The organism is Salinicoccus sp. Marseille-QA3875 (assembly GCF_054950095.1).
In genome coordinates this window covers 2233377-2254564 of sequence record NZ_CM143103.1, presented here as the reverse complement: position 1 = coordinate 2254564, position 21188 = coordinate 2233377, and the positions used below count along the sequence as shown (strand labels likewise).

Genomic DNA, 21188 nt, shown 5'->3' with positions numbered 1-21188 from the left:
TACACCTACATTTCATTCATATTAAATGTCATGCTTTCAATGACTTCGATCAACGTTCTCGCTGTATCTAGCGACGTCAGACATGGCACGCCGTTTTCGACGGATTCACGGCGGATTCTGAAGCCGTCACGTGCAACTTCTTTACCTTTGGTCATCGTGTTCACTACGATCTGGACATTGCCATTCTGGATTGAACGGAGCAGCGTATTGTCGCCTTCGCCGATCTTGTCCACTATGACGACCGGAATGCCGTCTTTTTTAAGTGCTTCCGCTGTGCCGCTGGTCGACAGGATACGGTAGCCGCACTGTGAAAACCTTTTGGCCAGTTCGACCGCTTCATCTTTATCTTTATCTGCAATCGTAAACAGCGCAGTGCCGTGGTCTTTGACATCCAGACCGCTTGCGACGAGACTCTTATAAAGTGCTTTGTTCAATGTTTCATCTTTACCCATGACTTCACCGGTTGATTTCATCTCCGGCCCGAGTGTAATGTCCACATTTTTCAGCTTGGAGAAACTGAAGACCGGCGCTTTCACATAGAATCCATCTTTCTCAGGCTGCAGTCCGAGTGGGAACCTGCTGTCTTTAAGTTTAGTGCCGAGAATCGCGTGCATGGCAAGTCGTGCCATCGGCACTTCTGTAATCTTGCTTAAAAACGGTACCGTACGGCTCGATCTCGGATTCACCTCAAGGACGAAGATGCCCTCTTTAGATAGAACGAACTGGATATTGATGATGCCGATGATATTCAGCCCCTTAGCCAGTCTTTCCGTATAATCAACGAGCGTATCGATCTCATCCTGCGACAGATTTACAGGTGGATACACTGCCATGGAATCTCCGGAGTGCACACCCGCTCTTTCAATATGTTCCATGATTCCTGGAATTATGACACTTTCCCCGTCACAGATCGCATCCACTTCGATTTCCTTGCCTGTCAAATAGCTGTCTATCAGCACCGGATGCTCAGGTGATGCTTTAACTGCGTTACGCATATAGTTCTTCAATTCTGATTCGTCATAGACGATTTCCATCGCACGGCCGCCGAGAACATAACTTGGGCGCACAAGTACCGGGAAGCCGATATGTTGTGCATTCGCCAGTGCTTCATCTTCATTCGTCGCCGTCTTACCATGCGGCTGCGGGACCTTTATTTCCTGAAGCAGTGCCTCAAAACGTTTTCTGTCCTCTGCACGGTCGATATCGTCAAGGCTTGTACCTAAAATCTGAACGCCATTTTCGGATAGTCTGTCCGCCAGGTTGATGGCAGTTTGTCCGCCGAACTGGACGACGACACCTTTCGGGTTTTCATTATGGACAATGTTCATCACATCTTCGTGAGTAAGCGGTTCAAAATAAAGCTTGTCTGAAATTGAGAAGTCGGTCGATACCGTTTCCGGGTTGTTATTGACGATGATCGCCTCGTAACCCGCTTCCTGAATCGCCCATACGGCGTGAACAGTCGCATAGTCGAACTCAATACCCTGTCCTATGCGGATCGGACCGCTTCCAAGTACAAGGATCTTCTCCTTATCACCCGGCAATGATTCATTCTCTGTTTCATATGTGCCGTAGAAATAAGGCGTGTTCGATTCGAATTCCGCGGCACATGTGTCCACCATCTTATAGACAGGCATGATGCCCGCTTCTTTTCTGATCTTGAACACTTCGTCTTCCGACATTTCCCATCGGTGGCCGATGACACGGTCGCTGAAGCCGAATTTCTTCGCCCATTTCAAGTAGTCGACACTGCCCGGATTTTCTTTAAGTTCTCTTTCTATATCGATGATATGTTTGAACTTATTCAGGAAATAAAAGTCGATTTTCGTCCAGTCATGAATTTCCTCGAGCGTCACACCGCGACGGATCGCTTCTCCGATGAAGAACAGTCGCTCGTCGCTCTGTGCTTTTATTGAATGGATCAGGTATTCCAGTGAATGGTCATCGCCGTTCGGCAGGCCGAGATGATGGACCCCGTACTCCAGTGAACGGATCGCTTTGAGCAATGATTCCTCATAAGTACGTCCGATTGCCATCACTTCGCCGGTCGCCTTCATCTGTGTGCCGAGCGTACGCTCACCTTTTTCGAATTTATCAAACGGAAAACGCGGTATTTTGGAAACGACATAATCCAGTGTCGGTTCAAATGCTGCGTAACTTGTATTTGTCACCGGGTTGATCATTTCATCCAACGTCATGCCGACAGCAATTTTCGCAGCGAGCTTCGCAATCGGGTAGCCCGTCGCTTTTGAAGCAAGTGCACTTGAACGGGATACTCTCGGGTTCACCTCTATGATGTAATAGTCGAACGAGTGCGGATCGAGTGCAAGCTGAACGTTACAGCCGCCTTCTATTTCAAGCTTCCTGATGATGCTTAAAGATACATCTCTCAACATCTGATGCTCTTTGTCCGTCATCGTCTGGCTCGGTGCAACAACGATCGAATCTCCTGTATGTATGCCGACAGGGTCGATATTTTCCATGTTACACACAACGATTGCGTTGTCATTTGAATCTCTCATCACTTCATATTCAATTTCTTTGAATCCTGCAATTGATTTTTCCAATAAACACTGGCTGACCGGTGAGTACTTCAAACCATTCGTAACGATTTCCTTCAAGTCTTCTTCATTGTAGCAGATGCCGCCGCCTGTACCGCCCATCGTAAATGCCGGACGCACAATAAACGGGTAGCCGACCTTTTCAACAAACGCGGATGCTTCATCAAGCGTATTGATGATATCGGATTCGGGTACCGGAACACCCATATCATTCATCAGATTCCTGAACAGATCACGGTCTTCCGCCTGCTTGATTGAATCCAGTTTCGTACCGAGCAATTCAACGTCGTTTTCACGAAGTACGCCTAAACGGTCGAGTTCCACAGCCATGTTGAGTCCGACCTGACCGCCTAGTGTCGGCAGCAGTGCATCAGGCTGTTCCTTCCTTATGATGCGGCTTAAGAAATCAGGTGTCAGCGGCTCTATGTAGACAACATCAGCGATTTCCTGGTCGGTCATGATTGTTGCAGGGTTGGAGTTTACGAGAATGACTTTGTAACCTTCTTCTTTCAATGACAGACACGCCTGGGTGCCCGCGTAATCGAATTCCGCCGCCTGTCCGATGATGATCGGACCGCTTCCTATGACAAGAATTGTGTTGATATCTTTACGTTTAGGCATTTATACTTCCTCCTTAGTCGTCATCAGATCGATGAATTGATCGTACAAATAAGATGATTCATGGGGTCCGGCACCAGCTTCAGGGTGGTACTGGACACTGAAAACCGGTTCCGTCTTATGTTTGATGCCTTCGACCGTGTCATCGTTGATCGCAATGTGAGTGATTTCAAAATCCGTATTTTTCAATGACTCCGCATCCACTGTGTACCCGTGGTTCTGCGAAGTGATTTCAACTTTATTGGACGACAGGTTCTTGACTGACTGATTGGCGCCTCTGTGGCCGAATTTCATTTTGTAAGTGCTGGCACCACCGGCAAGAGCAATCAGCTGGTGGCCGAGACATATACCGAAAATCGGTATATGTCCGATCAGATTTTTAAGCATGTCGATTGCTTCGGTGACATCTTCCGGGTTGCCCGGGCCGTTCGACAGCATGACGCCGTCCGGTTTCAGCTGCATGATCTGTTCTGCTGTTGAATCATGCGGCATCACTGTGACATCACAGCCGCGCTGATTCAATGAACGGACGATGTTTTCCTTTTTACCAAAATCGAGCAGTGCGACTCTGTGTCCTCTGCCTGTTGAAATATAAGGTGTTTTTGTCGACACACGTTTCACCTGGTCTTTTCGAAACTCATGTGACTTCAATGCACGGGCTGTCTGATCATGGTCGGATGAATCAGTAATCTGCCCTTTCATCACACCCGTTTTGCGGATTTTCTTTGTAATGCTTCTCGTATCGATGCCGCTGATACCGACGATGCCGTGTCTTTTCAAGTAAGTATCCAGATTTTCAACCGATCTGAAGTTCGATGGATATTCCACCGCTTCACGCACGACGATACCACTCGTTGTCGGCAGCAGTGATTCGCTGTCTTCAGTATTGAATCCCGAGCTGCCGATGAGCGGATAACTGAAAGTGATGATCTGATCTGTATATGAATTGTCACTGATGATTTCCTGCATGCCGGTCATTGCAGTGTTGAACACGACTTCGCCCGGACATTCACCGTCCGCTCCAAGTTTGTATCCTTCGTACACAGAACCGTCTTCCAATACTAAATATCTCTTGTCATTTAACATTACTGTCCCTCCGCCTGATATTTAATTTCGCCGTTCACAACCGTCAGATAAATATCCGATGTCAGCTGCTCACCGTCAAATGGTGTGTTCTTTGATTTTGATAAAAATGCTTCTTTATCAAGTGTATATTCCTTGTTGAGATCGATGACCGTAATATCCGCGTCACTGCCCGGCAGTAAAACACCACCGTCCAGATTGAATACTTCTGCCGGTTTCACCGTCATCCAGTCCACAAGCTGCTGCAGCGTGAACACGCCGGTTTTAACCAGTTTCGTATAGCACAGCTGGAATGCATTCTCGATGCCTGTTATGCCGAACGGTGCTTTTTCAATGCCTGCCGCTTTTTCTGAATCCTGATGCGGTGCATGGTCCGTCGCGATAAAATCAAGGGTCCCGTCAAGCAGTCCATCAATCAGTGCCTCGCGGTCGTCCGAGCCTCTAAGCGGCGGATTCATCTTGAAGTTCGGGTCACTGTCCGTAATATCATTTTCATCCAGTACCAGATGGTGAGGTGTCACTTCGCCGGTCACTCTGATCCCTGCACGTTTAGCGTCACGGATGATACGCACACTCTCTTTAGTCGATACGTGGCACACATGATAGTGACAGTCCGCCGCTTCAGCAAGCAGCACGTCTCTTGCAATCTGAACGGATTCAGTCACTGCAGGAATGCCAGGTATGCCGAGCTTCTCACTTGTTTTGCCGTCATGGATCGCACCGCCGCGGATCAGCGTATTTTCTTCCGTATGCGCAACAATCGCCATATCAAGCTTTGCAGCATTCTCCATCGCACGAAACATCATGTCTGCACTCTGCACGCCGACACCGTCATCTGTAAATGCGAATGCACCGGACGCTTTCAACCCTTCAAAATCTGCGAGAGCTTCACCTTTCAGACCTTCCGTTATTGAAGCATACGGTCTTACTTTTATATGTGCATCTCGTTCAATAATGTTATTCAATTTTTCGAGTCGTTCCACCGTATCGATGATCGGGTTCGTGTTCGGCATCGGTGAGATGGATGTGAAACCACCTCTTGCCGCCGCTTTCGTGCCCGACTCGACCGTTTCCTTATGTTCGAATCCCGGTTCTCTCAAGTGCACATGGACATCAATCAGTCCCGGCGTGACGAGCTTACCCTGTAAGTCCACAACTTCGGCAGAACCTGCTTCCAGATCTGTGCCAAGCGCTTTTATTTTCCCCGCTTCGATTAAAACATCCTGTTCAACAAACTCATTATTGTGAAGTACAACACCATTTTTTAATAACATTATTGACTCTCCTTTAAAATGTTTTCCAAAATACTCATCCGCATATACACGCCGTTTTCCATCTGGCTGAAAATTCTGCTCTTACCCGCCTCGACCAGTTCAGACGAAATTTCCACGTCCCGGTTCATCGGCGCCGGATGCATAATGATTGCATCCTTTTTCATTTTTTCATAACGCTCCATATTGAGTCCGTACTCTTTATTGTACCCTTCTTTTGAAAATGTCATCTGGACAAAGTGCCGCTCATGCTGCACCCTGAGAAGCATGATGACATCGCACGTCTCAATCGCTTCATCGAAATCCATATATGCATTTTCATAACCCGGATCCTGCCAGTCTTCAGGCCCTGAGAAATAAACTTCTGCCCCCAGGCGGGTGAGCGCCTGAAAGTTGCTGTGGGCAACTCTCGAGTGGAATATATCTCCCGAGATCACCACTTTCAATCCTTCGAACCGTCCGAAGTTTTCATATATCGTCATCAGATCAAGGAGACACTGGGTCGGGTGGGACCCGCTGCCGTCACCGCCGTTGACAATCGGTACATTGATGTTTTCCAGTGTATCGAAGTATCGGTTGTCTCCGTGCCGTATGACCAGCACGTCCGCACCGATCGCTTCAAGCGTCTTGCATGTATCGTATAGACTTTCACCTTTTTGTACAGAACTTGTATCCGCATCAAAAGGGATGGCATGTATTCCCAGTTTGAACTCGGCCATTTCAAAGCTCAGCCGTGTCCGTGTCGAGTTTTCAAAAAACAAGTTGACTACGGTTTTATCCCGGAATTTTTCGGGCAGTTCCCCTTCTTTAAAAGTCAGTGCTCGTTTGATCAGTGTCATGATTTCAGTGTTACTGAGTGACTCCACTGTCAGCAGATCATTCATTAACCGCTTCCTCCTTCGGTAATACTGCGTTTAGTACAATACCTGCAAGCGCTGCGAGCGCCATGCCTTCCAGGTTGAATGGGATATCCCCGATCATGAAGTCCAGGTGCGCCTTGCCAATCCCTATCACAAGAATGACGGATGCAATTACGAGGTTCCTTTTATTATCCAGGTCAATCTGTGCATCAATCAGAATTCTGAGCCCGCTTGCTGCGATGATTCCGAAAAGCAGTATCGAAACCCCGCCCATGACAGGTGATGGAATCGACTGGACCAGTGCGGTGAATTTCCCGACAAATCCGAGTACGACCGCAAATACCGCAGCACCGCCGATGACCCATATGCTGAACACTCTTGTAATTGCCAGCACACCGATGTTCTCGCCGTAAGTCGTTGTCGGCGGGCCGCCGATCATGCTGGCGAACATCGTCGCCGCCCCGTCACCGATCAGTGACCGGTGGAGCCCAGGCTTCTTGAAGAAGTCCCGGCCGACAATCTTATTGATGACAACCTGGTGGCCGATATGTTCGGACACTGTCACGAAAACGATCGGCAGCATGACGATGAACAGTCCGACATTGATGCTCGGTTCGTAAGAGATGACCGGCAGATGCACATCCGGCAGGACGAACCAGCCCGTCTCCCGGATTTGCGTGAAATCCACCACTCCGAAAATCATTGCCGTAATGTAGCCGCCCACAATTCCGATCAGTATTGGAATGAGTGACAGCACACCTTTAAGGAATACAGAGGCACCTATAGTAATGAGCAGTGTGATGACTGCTATCGTGATGAAAGTCAAACTGTAACCTTCCTGGTTGCCCGAGTCCGTGTACATCGCCATATCCACTGCAACCGGAGCAAGTCCGAGGCCGATAACCATGATGACCGGCCCGACGACGATCGGCGGCAGCAGGCTGATGAGCCAGTTTGTACCGAAGACCTTTATGATGAGGCCGATCACAACGTACAGTATCCCACTGAAGAATAACGCAGTCAGGACCTCCCCCAGAGTGTTCGCACCGAGCGCTATCGTGATCGGCAGGATAAATGCAAAACTTGAGCCGAGATACGCAGGAATCTGACCTTTCGTAATCCATATGTAAAGCAGCGTTCCGATACCGCTCGCAATGAGCGCCGCACTGACCGGCAGACCTGTCAGAAACGGGACCAGTACCGTCGCACCGAACATTGCAAACAGGTGTTGGGAGCTGAGCAGCGCCCACTGTGACATTTTCGGTTTTTCATGAACATCAAGCTTCGGTTCAAAACTTCTTTTGTAAAGACTGTCTGTAGGTAGTTTCTCTCTCATGATTTTTCTCCTATTCCGTTAAAGTCACTGCGTTTTCATTATCCACTTCCATAAGTGCCACATTGATGATTTCACCTTTAGCCGTCGGAATATTTTTGCCGACGTAATCTGCACGTATCGGCAGTTCCCTGTGTCCGCGGTCAATCAGGACTGCGAGCGAAATTTTGGACGGCCGCACCGAGTTCAATATCGCGTCCATCGCCGCCCGGATGGTGCGGCCGGTGAACAATACATCGTCGACGAGCACCACATGCTTGTCGTTCAAGTCCGTATCGATGACAATATCTTCGTCATTCAATGTCTGACCCGCTTTGTCATCCCGGTAGTTGCTGATATCGATCGTGCCCGTCGGAACATTTACCGATTCAATCTGACTGATCTTATCCTGCAGCCGGTCAGCTAAAAACTCCCCGCGGGTCTTTATTCCCAAAAGAATTATATTTTCAGTACCCTTGTTCCGCTCCAGTACCTCGTGCGCCATCCGCGTCAGTGACCGGCTGATCTGCGCCTCGTCCAGAATAGTCCGTTGTTTCATCTTTACGCCTCCAATTATTTTCCATAAAAAAATACCCATGCCAGCCGGCATGAGTATATACGTATCCCTTGAAACAGACTGTCTGTAAAAAAAGTGACCGACAGGTACACTTGTAGCGTTAACAGACAGACTTGTCCTCGTTTATATCATGCCTTCCCGGCCTCACAGGACCGGTTTTAAAGACATTAATGATCAATATTTGATTGTCATTTGTATTGTTAATAAGCATAGCCTTGTTGAAATTCATTGTCAAGGTTTAATGGAGGGAGGTTTTACACTTGATTGGAACGAGGCCTGCTCACTTGAAACTGAAAATAAAGCTAAGTGAGCAGTCTTGTTTCTGCAAACGTTTAGATAGCATAAAAAATCCTCACAACTAAACACTTATCGGCTGCAAACGTTTAGATAGTAAAATATTCTTCCTCAACTAAACGGGAATACGTCTCAAACGTTTAGTTAGCAAAAGATTCATCAGCAACTAAACGGCTGGGACGGACAAACGTTCAGTTAGCAAAAAATTCATCAACATCTAAACGGCTGGGACGGACAAACGTTTAGTTAGCATCAAAATTACTTCCAGCTGCACACGTAACAGTCTCAAACGTTTAGATAGCATCAAATTCTTATCTATCTAAACAGTACGCACCACCCCCCACAACAAAAAAACGCAAAACCCCTCAAACAGGGATTTTGCGTCTGCCAATCAATAACAAGCTACTTCTCTCTCATTCTCAAATCTTCCAAAATTTCTTCAAAGTAGTCCGGCAGTCCCGTTTTGAACTCGAGACGTTCCCGGCTCACGGGATGTGTGAATCCGACGATACCTGCGTGAAGCATCTGGCCGCCGGTGTCCATCGTCTTTCTCTGTCCGTATTTCGGGTCGCCGACAATCGGGTAGCCGATGTATTTCATATGGACACGGATCTGGTGGGTTCTCCCGGTCTCCAAAATACATTCGACCAGCGTGTAATCCTTGAAACGTTCCAGAACGTTGAAGTGTGTGACGGCATCTTTGCCGTCATCCACGACCGCCATCTCCTGGCGTTCTCTCGGATTGCGTCCGATCGGTGCTTCGATGGTACCTTTGTCATGCGGAATCACGCCGTGGACAAAGGCCGTGTACTTTCTCGTCACACTTTTATCCACGAGCTGTTCGACAAGGTCCCGGTGGGCGACGTCGTGCTTCGCCACCATCAGCAGTCCGCTCGTGTCTTTATCGATACGGTGGACGATGCCCGGACGGAGCTCGCCGTTTATCCCGGACAATTCATCCAGCTGGTACATCAGCCCGTTCACCAGCGTGCCGCCGTAATGGCCGGCAGACGGATGGACGACCATGCCTTTTGGTTTATACACTACGGCAACGTCGGAATCCTCATAGATGATATCCAGATTCAGGTTTTCAGCCTCGATATCCGCTTCTACGAGCTCACGCTCTTCCACGACAATCTCGTCATCCGCCTTAACTTTATAGTTCGGCTTCACCTGTTCTCCGTTCACTGTCACAATACCATCCTTGATGCGGCCCTGTATATCGCTTCTCGATGAATCCGCAACGACCGTGCTCAAAAACCGGTCGAGACGCTCGCCTTCATTATTTTTGCCTACTGTTATTTCGTTCATTATCACCACTCCGTCCTGTGAAGAAAAACTCGATCAGCATCAGTATGACACCAACCGTAAGTGCACTGTCCGCGACATTGAAAATCGGAAAATCGTAACCGAAAATCAAAGTGTCCACAAAGTCCACGACTTCCTGGAAAAGGATTCTGTCAATAAAGTTCCCGACCGCACCAGCGAGCAGCAGTGTAATTGACAGCTGCATCAAAAAGTTGTCTTCAGCCTCTTTTTTATAAATGTACAGCAGCAGTGCAACGACAATTAACGTTACTATATAAAAGAAAAGCATCTGTCCCTGGAACATGCCCCAGGCAGCGCCTGAGTTCCGGTGGGAGGTCAACTGAAGAAACTCACCGATTATCGTAATGGACTCACCGATTTCCATATTTCTTACAACAAGGTATTTTGTAATCTGGTCGATGGCTAAGACGGCTGCACCGATGCCGAGCATCGGCGCAATTCTGAATTTTTTCATCATACCACCTACGATAACGAATCAACGACAGTTCGGCATCTTGGACAAATATCGTCTTCGCCGCTCGTCAGACTCTCTGCAGTGGAGAAGTTCCAGCAGCGCTCACAGCGCTCACCTTCTGCATGTTCAACTTTGACACTTACAGTATCGTACTTCGTGCCATCTTTCAGACTGTCCACGACTTCCACCTGTGAAACGATGAATAACTGTTCCAGATTGCCATGCAGATCATCGAATTTCATTTCTTCAGGCTCTGTCACATAAACTTTCGCTTCCAGTGACTTACCGATGACTTTTTCATTACGTGCCACTTCAAGCGCACGGTATACATCATCACGCACTTTCAGGAAGTACTGCCATTTTTCAACGAGTTCAGTATCCACTTCTGCCACTTCAGGCAGGTACTCAAGGTGCACGCTCTCTTTTTCTGTATGCGGCGTATGCTGATAGATTTCCTCAGCAGTATGCACAAGAATCGGTGCAAGCAGTTTATTCAGATCGGTCAGGATCTTGTAGAGCACTGTCTGCATGCTGCGGCGGATCGGCGCATCCTCTTTTTCAATATAAAGGATGTCTTTACCGTAATCCAGATAGAAGTTGGACAGGTCGACGTTGATGAAGTTCTGCAGTGACTGGTAAACCGTCACATAGTCATAGCGCTCGTAGCAGTCGCGCACCATGTTGATGACTTCATTGAACCTCTGGTACATGAACTGGTCTATTTCATACAGATCATCGTACTGGACGGCATCCTCCCGCGGATTGAAGTCCGCAACGTTACCCAGCATGAAACGGAATGTGTTGCGGATTTTACGGTAAACTTCTGACACCTGTTTAAGGATATCATCGGAAATGCGTACGTCCTCTTCAAAATCAGAAGACATGACCCACAGGCGGATGATATCTGCACCCATCTGCTTCATCACTTTTTCAGGCAGAATGACGTTGCCGAGTGACTTGGACATCTTCTTGCCTTTTCCGTCCATGACGAAACCGTGGCTTAAAAGCTCCTTATACGGTGAGTGCCCTTTAGTCGCAACACTTGTGATGATTGAAGAGTTGAACCAGCCTCTGTACTGGTCTGAACCTTCGAAGTAGAGGTCCGCCGGATACGTCAAATAGTCACGGTAGTCAAGCACACCGCGGTGCGTCGAACCGGAGTCGAACCAGACGTCCATGATATCGGTCTCTTTGGAGAACTTGCCGTTTGGTGAACCGGGATGTGTATAACCTTCAGGCAGAAGATCTTCCGCATTGCGCTCGAACCAGATGTTGGAACCGTGTTCTTCGAATAATTTCGCAACATGCTCGATGACATCGACATCGACGATTTCCTCACCATTTTCAGCATAGAAGAACGGCAGAGGCACACCCCATACACGCTGACGTGAAATCACCCAGTCGCCGCGGTTTTTAATCATGTTGTGCATGCGCTTCTTATTCCACTCGACCTGGAACTTCGTATCGTCGACCGCCTTCAGAATATCATCGCGGACACCGTTGATCGACGCGAACCACTGAGGTGTCGCACGGAAGATTACCGGTGTCTTCGTACGCCAGTCATGCGGGTACGAGTGCGTATAGAAGTTCAGTTTCAATAAAACGCCTGCGCTGTCAAGATCTTCGGTGATCTCTTTATTCGCATCATCATAGAAAAGTCCTGAATATTTGCCTGCTTCATCTGTGAATACACCTTTGTCATCCACAGGACTCAGCACCTGCAGACCGTATTTCTGTCCGATGATGAAGTCATCGTCACCATGGCCCGGTGCAGTATGTACAAGACCTGTACCTGCATCCGTCGTTACATGGTCACCGAGTACAACAAGGCTCGTGCGGTCATACAATGGATGTTTCGCTTCAATATATTCAAGCTCGGAACCTTTGACTTCCTTCGTATGTGTCACCTTCTCCTTATCGAAGCCTGCTTCTTCACAGAGGTGATCCAGCAGGTCTTCCACTACGACATACTCTTTGCCATCATAGTTGAACTGGACATAGTTCAACTCAGGATGCACAGCAACCGCCATGTTCGAAGGAATCGTCCAAGGCGTCGTCGTCCAGATGACAAGGCCGACACCTGTGTCAAGAACACCTTTACCGTCTTCCACTTCAAATGATACATAGATGGACGGTGAACGTTTGTCCTTATATTCAAGCTCAGCTTCCGCAAGAGACGATTCACTTGCAGGAGACCAGTAGATCGGCTTTTTGCCTTTATAGATTAAATCTTTCTCGACCATGTCTTTCAATACTCTGATTTGTGATGCTTCGAATTCAGGTTTATAAGTCAAGTAAGGATTGTCCCACTCACCGTCGATACCCATGCGTTTGAAACCTTCACGCTGAGCATCGATCTGAGTGTTCGCAAATTCGATACACTTGTTTCTGAATTCCTCGATCGTCATGCTCTTACGGTCCACACCTTTGTTCGTCAGTGCCTGTTCAATCGGCAGACCGTGTGTATCCCAGCCCGGTACGTAAGGTGCATAGTAGCCCTGCATCTGTTTATTACGGATAATGATATCCTTGATGATTTTGTTCAGTGCGTGGCCCATATGGAGCGCACCGTTTGCATATGGCGGGCCGTCATGCAGAATATATGGTGTATTACCTTCGTTCTGCTTCAGTTTCTTTTCATATAAATCCATTTCACGCCATTCTTCCTGCATTTTAGGTTCTTTGTTGATCAGACCGCCACGCATTTTAAATTTTGTTTTCGGCATTAATAACGTATCTTTATAATCCATTCTCTACTCTCCCGTTTCAATAAATTATTTTAAAATAAAAAAACTCTAACTGAATCAATAGGGGCGAAAAATTCCGCGGTACCACCCTTATTGACTCCCAGTCAGAGCCATCTCTTCTTAATAGTATTCATTATCAATCATTAGTGATATCAAAATGCTGTGACTCCGGAACTCTCACCATCTTCCGGTCGCTTTAAATTATCTCACATTCTGCTTGTCTAACAATATATATATTATGCTAAAATAATCACGTTTCGTCAATATTTACTCTTCATTATTTCCATACTCGTTTTCAATTTCGCGTACTTTGTCCTCATTGTCCAAATCGTAATCGAGCAGATAATCCCAGTCATCCGACTGGAGCAGGTCAAGCTGCGCCTGTACAAGCATTCTGAAACGCGCTCTGAAAACTTTGGACTGGCGCTTCATATCTTCAGTCTGGCTGCCAATATGACGTGCCTGGTTCAACGCTTTATCGATGATGATGTCCCGCTCAGCTTCAGCGCTTCTGATAATTTCTTCGGCTCGCTCGGATGCAGCCTTCTTTGTATCGTCGCCTGCTCTTTGTGCAGTCAGTATCGCTTCATTGATGCTCGTTTCGACTGATCTGAAGCTGTTCAGATTTTCATCACGTTCCTTCAGCATCTCTTCAAGCTGTGCGATTTTCCTGTCGCGATCTTCGATCTCACCTTCGATTCTCCGCAGGTGATTCCGCACTTCTTTTTCATCAAGGCCCCGGTAGACAGTGGCAAACTTTCTGTCTGTCCTTTCACTCGCTTCCATATTTTTCACCTCTTATTGACTTTTTATTTACTTTTATAAACTTTGGCTTTTACTCTGTATTTCCCTTTTTTAGTTTCATGTAACATCTCATCAATTTTATAACGTCCGAAATGACGAACCGATACAACGTCACCTTCTTCGAGAATAAAGGCCGGGTTCACTATGACCGTGTGATTCACTTTCACTTTGCCTTTCTCGATTCTGTCTTTGGATTTCGCCCTGCCCTCTTTTAAAAGGTCGCTCGTGACAGTGTCCAGCCTGAAGCTCGAAATCAGTATCGTCTGTGAAATACCGTCATCGACATTGTCGATAAACTCCGTATGCGGCACTTCACTTAAAGTCACAGGCGCATTTTTAATCGTCTTGAGTTCAGCTTCAAAAATATGAAAGTAAGGTTTCGCGATCGCAAACTGAATGGTGTCACCTATAACTATATCACCAATCAGATTTCTGTCTAAGCCGACACTCATGATGGCACCTAAAATATTCCGATGCTCAAGATTAACAAATTTTTCGGGATAGTCAAGTTCAAGCACCATCACTTCGAAATCATCCTTTGAAACTTCCAGCATTTCCGGAATCAGCATCGCTCGCATCCGTTCACGTGACTCGCCTCCGCCGTAAAATTCTATTTTCAAATCGGGATAATAGCCGGAAAGGCTGCGGACGATGCTCTGCTCTCTCGGATCAAGAAAATCAAGAAGCACAGGGTAGTAGTCACGTTCAGCAATTTCAAAGCGGCTGTTCAGTTTGATGATCGTCTCTTTTTCTTCAGGTCTGAAGTGTTGAAAGATTTCCTTCACGATAAATGCTCCTTAATTTGAAAATCACGGAGATAAATGAATATCACCGTGATAATGCATTAAAATTGTATTATAAATGTCGCTAATGCATTGAAAACTGCCACCAGGCCACTTTGGAACAACCATAAAACGATGAATAATATGATCGGAGACAGATCAAGCATGCCTCCAAGCGGCGGAATGATTTTTCTGAACGGTTCAAGTATCGGTTCAAAAATCTTTCCTAAAAACTCACCGAATTTCGATTCCCGGAGAGCCGGCAGCCAGGAGCTTAAAATATATATGATGAGCCCCCATCTTAATAATTGTAAAGCTATAAACGAAATATCCGCTATTATTGAAACTATATTGAGCAGTAGTGATTTATCCAAAATAATTCTCCTTACATTTCTTCTGGGTATTCTTTATCTGAAGAGATTTCACCTTCAACGACAACACTTTTTGGTGTGCAAAGGAAAATATCATTGCCGACCTTTTGGATATCTCCATCTAATGCATAGACGGTACCGCTTAAAAAGTCCACGATCCTCTTTTTAGGACCTGAATCTACTTTAGATAAATTGACCAGAGTTGCACGTTCGTTTTTAAGTTCATCTGCAATGTCCTGTGTTTCAGAAAAGACCCTCGGTTCAAATAAATGAACTTTGGCATTCATGTTATCAGCATTCATCAAAGTGGTCTCCTTATGACTGTGTGGTGAATTCTTTCGTCGTCCTGTCGTATTGTTGTCTGCAGGTTTTTGGCGCTCTTTTTTAAAGAAAGACCCCTGTGATCTATTTTTATCCCGAGATGCAGAAGTATTTTCACGAGCCTTCTTATTTTCAGATGAACTCTTTTCATTTCTGGATAAATCAAGCTGTGTCACTTTGTTCTTAGTATCATTTGACTCAGGACCGGCTTTTCCCTTCGGTCTGTCTGCCGGCTCCCTTACTTTTTTACCGGTATCTTCGGAAACTTCCTCTTCGACTTCGACGACTATCAAATCTTTAAAAAAGTTTTTTATAGCGATAAAATTCACCTGCTTCCCATAATTTTGGAGCCGATTCGAATATAAGTCGCACCGTAATCCAGTGCGATTTTATAATCGTTGCTCATCCCCATGCTCAGTTCGGTAATCTCCGGGTAAGTCTGCTGTAATTCATCTCTCAGTTCTTTCAGACGGCCGAACGTCGTATTCAGCACTTCACTGTCTTCTGTGAGAGGTGCCATCGTCATCAGTCCGATGATTTTAACTTTGCCGTATGGCGTCAGATTCTCTATGAACGGCTGCACTTCATCCACAGATAATCCATGTTTTGACGATTCTTCAGATACGTTTACCTGTATAAAACATTTTACCTCATCGTCTGCATGTTGTTCAATTTTTTTGGCGACACTTTCTCTGTCAAGTGAATGGAGATGTGTCATGGATCCTGCGATGTCCTTCACTTTTCTGGACTGCAGTGTGCCTATGAAATGTACATTCGCATCTTCCGGCAATGCTTTTCTTTTTTCCAAAAATCCTTCAATACGATTTTCACCAAAGTCTCTGACGCCGGCTGAATATGCTTCCAGCGTTTCTTCAACAGTGTGATATTTAGTCACAACTATAATATTCACATCATCGGTCAATTCTTCTTTTATCGCATTAAAATTTTCTTTAATCATTTGATACTCTCCCTATAAATGCTAATGCACGGCCTGTTTTTCCCTTCTCAAGACGATAGGAGAAAAACTCATCCGTATCTTCCGTACCCAGCGGTGTGACATGGATATCATTCTCGTCCACACCGAAATCGAGTGCCTGGTTTTTATTGACTGTTTTAAGATCAAGCTGATAACCGCTGTCCGTTTCAACGACCGCATCTTTTAAGTACCGGTCATCTAAAGCATCAATGACTTTTTCATCCACTTCATAATGGGACTGGTTGATGCTGATGCCGATGATGACGGTTAGATCGCACGGATGGCCGTCATATTCATTCAGCGTGTTTTTTAATATGTCTTTAGAAGTACCCTTCCATCCTGCATGCACCAGAGCTGTAAAGCTGTTGATCCTGCTGTAGACATAAACAGGCACACAATCAGCATAATTCATCGTGAGAAGCACATTTTCATCATAAGTATATATCGCATCGATATCATTCAATCCGGCGGTTAATTCACGGACATTGGTTCCACGGTCATTTGAAGTGACTTCTTTTACCCTGCTGCCATGCGTCTGAATGGGGAGCACCCAATTTAGAGGGCTGATGTCGATTTCACTTGCCAGCATGTCCTGGTGCCTGTTTACATTATCCGTATCGTCGCCGATATATAAAGCCATATTGAAACTGTCTTTTGGATAATCACTCAGACCATCTGTCCTTTTTGTGTAACCAAAAAGGCAATCACCTTCTTTATTACCGTAAAAGTGCCGATGCGGCTGAAAAGAAAACTGACTCATATTCCCACCCCAAAAATAAAGTCAGAAAGGCGCGCCTCTCTGACTTTGATCTAAATAATTATTAGCGTCTGCGACGATTACGATTTCTTAAGAAAGTCGGCACTTCATAATCATCGTCCTGTGAGCTGTTTACGCCGGTATCTTCATCTCTTTGGAAGCTGCGTGTTCTTTTCGGCTCTTCGTCGTTACTTGAGAAACCGAATGATTCTCTCTTTTCTTCAGCAGCAGGCCTTTCAGGCGTACGGTTCACACCTTTTTCATTGAAACCTGTAGCGATGACAGTAACGATAAGTTCGTCTTCAAGTTCAGGGTTGATGACAGTACCGAAGATCATGTTTACATCTTCATCCGCCGCATCCTGTACGATGTCTGCTGCTTCCTGTGCTTCAAACAGTGATAATGACTCTCCGCCCGTAATGTTCATCAGGACACCCTGTGCACCGACGATTGAAGTTTCAAGCAGAGGACTTGAAATAGCTTTTTTAGCTGCCTCGACTGCACGGTTTTCACCAGCTGAAATACCGATGCCCATAAGCGCTGACCCCTGGTTCTGCATGATTGTCTTAACGTCTGCAAAGTCAAGGTTCACTTCACCGCTTACAGCGATCAAATCCGAAATACCCTGAACACCTTGACGAAGTACGTTATCCGCTTCTTTGAACGCTTCCATCATAGGTGTTGATTTATCAACAATATCCAATAAACGATCATTAGGAATTACAATCAGTGTATCTACTGCCGCTTTCATGGCATCGACGCCGGCTGCTGCCTGTGTCTGGCGTTTTCTGCCTTCGAATGAGAATGGACGAGTGACGACACCTACTGTAAGGATGCCCATCTCTTTCGCAATTTTAGCAACGATTGGAGCAGCTCCTGTACCGGTTCCGCCGCCCATGCCTGCTGTTACGAAGACCATATCAGCACCCTGCAGTGCATCTTCGATCTGTTCACGGGATTCCTCAGCCGCTTTTTTACCGATATCAGGGTTTGCACCAGCGCCGAGTCCTCTCGTCAATTTTTCTCCAATTTGTATTTTGGATTCTGCTTTTGATAGATTCAAAGCTTGTCCATCTGTATTAATTGCTATAAATTCAACATTTTGCATGCCGTCATCAATCATGCGGTTGACTGCGTTATTACCGCCGCCACCTACACCAACAACTTTCAAAGTTGCCAAATGGTTAAAACCTTGCTCAAATTCCAACATCTTGTTTTTCCTCCCAATGATTCATCTTATTCAAAAAGATTCTTAAATAACTTTTTCATATAACCGCCCACATCTTTCGATTCTTTCGGCCGGTTCTGCTCTGTTTTCGCTTCGTTGACTTTCTCATCATCATCGTATGAATACTCCGTATATTCTTCATACTCCGGAGTTTCAACAACATTTTCATCTGGCTCTTCCTGCTGCACCGGTGTATTTTCAGTCGATATATTTTCTGCTTCATTCTTATCTTTTCTGTTCTTGAATAAGCCACTGAAGAAGTTTGAATCGGCATCCTCCGGAGTTTCTGAAGCGACAGGTTCTGTTGCTGTGTCATAATTATCAATTGTAACATATTCCAGTAACTCATCAAATGAAATTCCACTGCTTACTGTAGAAATTGCACTTGCGAATTCCGGTTTTCTTGCACCCATCTGGTTCGGGACATGAATACGCACTTTTTCAGACACCATATCCTGCATCAGCTCTTTGATACCGAGCATATTTGCAGTACCGCCGGTGACGACGAATCCGCCGCTGACTTTGGTGATGGACTGGCGCTGGAGGTCTTCGAATACATCAAGCAGCAGCTCTTCCACTCTCAGTTCAATGATATCTGCTAAATCCTTTGGTGTCACTTCAATTGCATCTTGTGAGTTGACCTGATTCAGGCGGATGATATCTTCATCATTTGCCATATCGAAGAATGCATGTCCATATTGGTTTTTGACTTTCTCGGCATGATCGAACGGCATGTTGAATGCCTCGGTCAGATCATTGCTGATCAGATTGCCGCCCACCGGGATACTTGAAGCATATTTCAGGGCACCGCGTTCAAAGTATGCATACTGTGTCAGATCGGCACCGATGTCTATTACAACGCCGCCGAGTTCTATTTCTGCATCTGTCAGGACATGTCCGTAGTTCACTGCATCTGAATATACATCGAGTATCGTCAGACCGGACGCCTCGACACATTTCACTGCATTGATCAGCAGTGTGCGATTGATCAGGACAACGCCTGCTTTGACAGCAAGTGACTGTGTTGCGACCATCTCTTTCGGGTCATCCACTTCATGAAGATCATCCACGATGAAATGGACAGGAAAGACTGTGACGACCTCTTTGTCCCCGGCCATTTCTTTTTCTCTTAATGATTCCAACAGGGACTCTATATGTTCACCATTGATTTCTGTTGACTCTCCGCCGAACCTGATCGCTTCTTCACTGAATTTCACTTCCGAGTCAGTAATCGGCATTTTTAAAAATACTTCATCAATTTCTACGCCAGATGAAATACTTGCTTTTTTGACTGTATCTTTAATTGCACTTTTAGCAAGCTCAAAATCTGTAACCATCCCTTTAGATATACCGTCAGTGAAAGTTTGACCGATTCCGATGATGTTTACCCCATCATGAAACTTCTCACCGACGACTGTTTTAACACTTGATGAGCCTATATCAAGGGCTACATAGTAATGTTCCTTCAAGTCATCTGCCTCCTAGCGAGCTATCAATTTACTATTATCAGTTTACATTATCACAGGTTAATTGTGAACTATTTACAAGAATTATACAAAAATTTAACCTGGATACTTTATTCTTCCTCATATTCCCCGAATTGATTCAGTGTATCTTTGACACTATTCAATGAGGTGTTCAACTCGTTGACATATCCGGTGGCTTCCGGTGAGTTGTATATACCACTTTTGATCTGACGGGCTTCATCTGAATTATAAGGCAGGAAGCTGCTGCCTATTTCGATATCGATGATACCTTCCGTATCGTCACCGATTTCTTCTTTCATGCCGATATAATGATTCATCTTTTCCCCGAAGTCACGGTAATCCGCCACAATTTCCTGGCCGTCATTCATCAGAAGATGAATTCTGCCGAGCGAATTCTCTGTCGGTCTGAAATAAATTTCTGATATGCCCGCTCTTATTTCGGGTTCGATGTCATTAAGGTTTTGAACAAGATCGTCCATTTCCTCGCCTTCAAAAAAATAGATCAGAGGCCCGTTTACCGGACTGACATGATAGCCTCTCAATATTCTTGCATTTTCGAGCACAGGGTTATAGCTGCCTTCGTTCTCGATATAGCCGAGCACATCATGTTCACTGATGCTGACTGTGACACCATTCCACCAGTTGCGCTCCACATTGACATCCACGATGATCGGGAGCAGCGAGATATTTTCCTCTGCGGTGCCTATGTCTATACTATACATCTTATCACCTGCAGAAAAATCAAGCCGGCTTTCAATTTCTTCTTCGGTGATGATTTCGTTGCCGCTGATATCAATTTCCTTCAGATCACTTGCATCTGTTGATACATACCAGATGAGTGATGCAAATAAAAGGAATAAAATGACGGCGGGAATCAGTATGTATTTTGGAATCAGCATGATGTTTTCTTTTAAAGTCGTCAGCTTTGTATATTTCTTCGGATTTTTTTGGCGCTTCGGCTTTTTTTTCTTTCCGCCCTTTTTCATCTTTGCTGTTTTTCCAAATGTTTTCTCAGATTTACGGGACTTCTCTTCAGCTGTCGTCTTTTCATTCACAGCCTTCTTATCATCAGGACTTTCAGACTGCGCTTCCTCCGCCCATTCATTTTTTTCTATGAGCGACTCGTCCAAATATTCTTCTTCCGGAAACTCATGTTCATCCGCCTGTGGATCCTTCATCCCTTCTGAAGGGGCTTCATTGCCTGCTCCGGATTTTTCATCATCACCCGCATCATCTTCCGGTGAGCCGTAAAGACGGGACTCTATTGATGTCTGCGAGAACGTCTTACGGTTCTGGCGTAGTTTATCCCTCAGTTTTGAAATTTCTTCTTCATCTCTCATCTTGATGGCTCACCGC

Annotated in this window: 18 protein-coding genes; all 18 read right to left on the bottom strand. The window is 45.8% G+C overall.

Translation table 11 applies throughout. From position 1 onward, the window contains the following. Positions 1-5: 5 nt before the first annotated feature. The 18 genes from carB to ACY8DT_RS11370 all read right to left on the bottom strand — a co-directional run bounded on the left by carB (position 6) and on the right by ACY8DT_RS11370 (position 21172). Positions 6-3182 carry a carbamoyl-phosphate synthase large subunit gene (gene carB / locus ACY8DT_RS11455; RefSeq protein ID WP_462420442.1) on the bottom strand — a complete coding sequence of 1059 codons (3177 nt, stop codon included), beginning with the start codon at positions 3180-3182 and terminating at the stop codon, positions 6-8. Then, positions 3183-4265, bottom strand: coding sequence for a glutamine-hydrolyzing carbamoyl-phosphate synthase small subunit (carA, locus tag ACY8DT_RS11450; protein ID WP_462420441.1), 1083 nt, complete (start codon positions 4263-4265; stop codon positions 3183-3185). It abuts the gene before it with no gap. After that, positions 4265-5536, bottom strand: a complete 1272-nt coding sequence (gene pyrC, locus ACY8DT_RS11445) for a dihydroorotase (protein ID WP_462420440.1) — start codon at positions 5534-5536, stop codon at positions 4265-4267. Before pyrC ends, carA begins: the two co-directional genes overlap by 1 nt. Then, positions 5536-6417: an aspartate carbamoyltransferase catalytic subunit gene (locus tag ACY8DT_RS11440; RefSeq protein WP_462420439.1), complete on the bottom strand. Its 882-nt coding sequence runs from the start codon at positions 6415-6417 to the stop codon at positions 5536-5538. The genes pyrC and ACY8DT_RS11440 overlap by 1 nt, the downstream gene beginning before the upstream one ends. After that, positions 6410-7729 carry a uracil-xanthine permease family protein gene (locus ACY8DT_RS11435; protein ID WP_462420438.1) on the bottom strand — a complete coding sequence of 440 codons (1320 nt, stop codon included), beginning with the start codon at positions 7727-7729 and terminating at the stop codon, positions 6410-6412. The genes ACY8DT_RS11440 and ACY8DT_RS11435 overlap by 8 nt, the downstream gene beginning before the upstream one ends. Positions 7730-7739: 10 nt before the next feature. Next, positions 7740-8264, bottom strand: a complete 525-nt coding sequence (pyrR, locus tag ACY8DT_RS11430) for a bifunctional pyr operon transcriptional regulator/uracil phosphoribosyltransferase PyrR (RefSeq protein WP_462420437.1) — start codon at positions 8262-8264, stop codon at positions 7740-7742. 714 nt (positions 8265-8978) lie between these two features. Next, complete coding sequence (locus ACY8DT_RS11425) at positions 8979-9887, bottom strand: RluA family pseudouridine synthase (protein ID WP_462420436.1); 909 nt, start codon at positions 9885-9887, stop codon at positions 8979-8981. Then, on the bottom strand, positions 9859-10359 hold the full coding sequence (gene lspA / locus ACY8DT_RS11420) for a signal peptidase II (RefSeq protein ID WP_462420435.1): 501 nt from the start codon (positions 10357-10359) through the stop codon (positions 9859-9861). Before lspA ends, ACY8DT_RS11425 begins: the two co-directional genes overlap by 29 nt. Positions 10360-10367: 8 nt before the next feature. Further along, the gene (gene ileS / locus ACY8DT_RS11415; protein ID WP_462420434.1) at positions 10368-13109 is read right to left on the bottom strand and encodes an isoleucine--tRNA ligase; all 2742 of its coding nucleotides are present in this window, start codon (positions 13107-13109) and stop codon (positions 10368-10370) included. A 264-nt stretch (positions 13110-13373) separates the two neighbouring features. Beyond that, on the bottom strand, positions 13374-13892 hold the full coding sequence (locus tag ACY8DT_RS11410; protein WP_462420433.1) for a DivIVA domain-containing protein: 519 nt from the start codon (positions 13890-13892) through the stop codon (positions 13374-13376). Between the two features lie 23 nt (positions 13893-13915). Beyond that, positions 13916-14695: a YlmH family RNA-binding protein gene (locus ACY8DT_RS11405; RefSeq protein WP_462420432.1), complete on the bottom strand. Its 780-nt coding sequence runs from the start codon at positions 14693-14695 to the stop codon at positions 13916-13918. A 59-nt stretch (positions 14696-14754) separates the two neighbouring features. Further along, positions 14755-15066: a YggT family protein gene (locus ACY8DT_RS11400; protein ID WP_462420431.1), complete on the bottom strand. Its 312-nt coding sequence runs from the start codon at positions 15064-15066 to the stop codon at positions 14755-14757. Between the two features lie 11 nt (positions 15067-15077). Next, positions 15078-15713 carry a cell division protein SepF gene (locus ACY8DT_RS11395; protein ID WP_462420430.1) on the bottom strand — a complete coding sequence of 212 codons (636 nt, stop codon included), beginning with the start codon at positions 15711-15713 and terminating at the stop codon, positions 15078-15080. Beyond that, complete coding sequence (locus tag ACY8DT_RS11390; RefSeq protein ID WP_462420429.1) at positions 15710-16342, bottom strand: YggS family pyridoxal phosphate-dependent enzyme; 633 nt, start codon at positions 16340-16342, stop codon at positions 15710-15712. Before ACY8DT_RS11390 ends, ACY8DT_RS11395 begins: the two co-directional genes overlap by 4 nt. Beyond that, complete coding sequence (gene pgeF / locus ACY8DT_RS11385) at positions 16335-17120, bottom strand: peptidoglycan editing factor PgeF (RefSeq protein WP_462420428.1); 786 nt, start codon at positions 17118-17120, stop codon at positions 16335-16337. Before pgeF ends, ACY8DT_RS11390 begins: the two co-directional genes overlap by 8 nt. Before the next feature lie 61 nt (positions 17121-17181). Next, a complete protein-coding gene (ftsZ, locus tag ACY8DT_RS11380) occupies positions 17182-18327 on the bottom strand; it encodes a cell division protein FtsZ (protein WP_462420427.1) in 1146 nt (381 codons plus the stop codon). A gap of 26 nt (positions 18328-18353) precedes the next feature. Next, complete coding sequence (gene ftsA / locus ACY8DT_RS11375) at positions 18354-19814, bottom strand: cell division protein FtsA (protein WP_462420426.1); 1461 nt, start codon at positions 19812-19814, stop codon at positions 18354-18356. A 107-nt stretch (positions 19815-19921) separates the two neighbouring features. After that, the gene (locus tag ACY8DT_RS11370) at positions 19922-21172 is read right to left on the bottom strand and encodes a cell division protein FtsQ/DivIB (protein WP_462420425.1); all 1251 of its coding nucleotides are present in this window, start codon (positions 21170-21172) and stop codon (positions 19922-19924) included. Between the last annotated feature and the right edge of the window lie 16 nt (positions 21173-21188).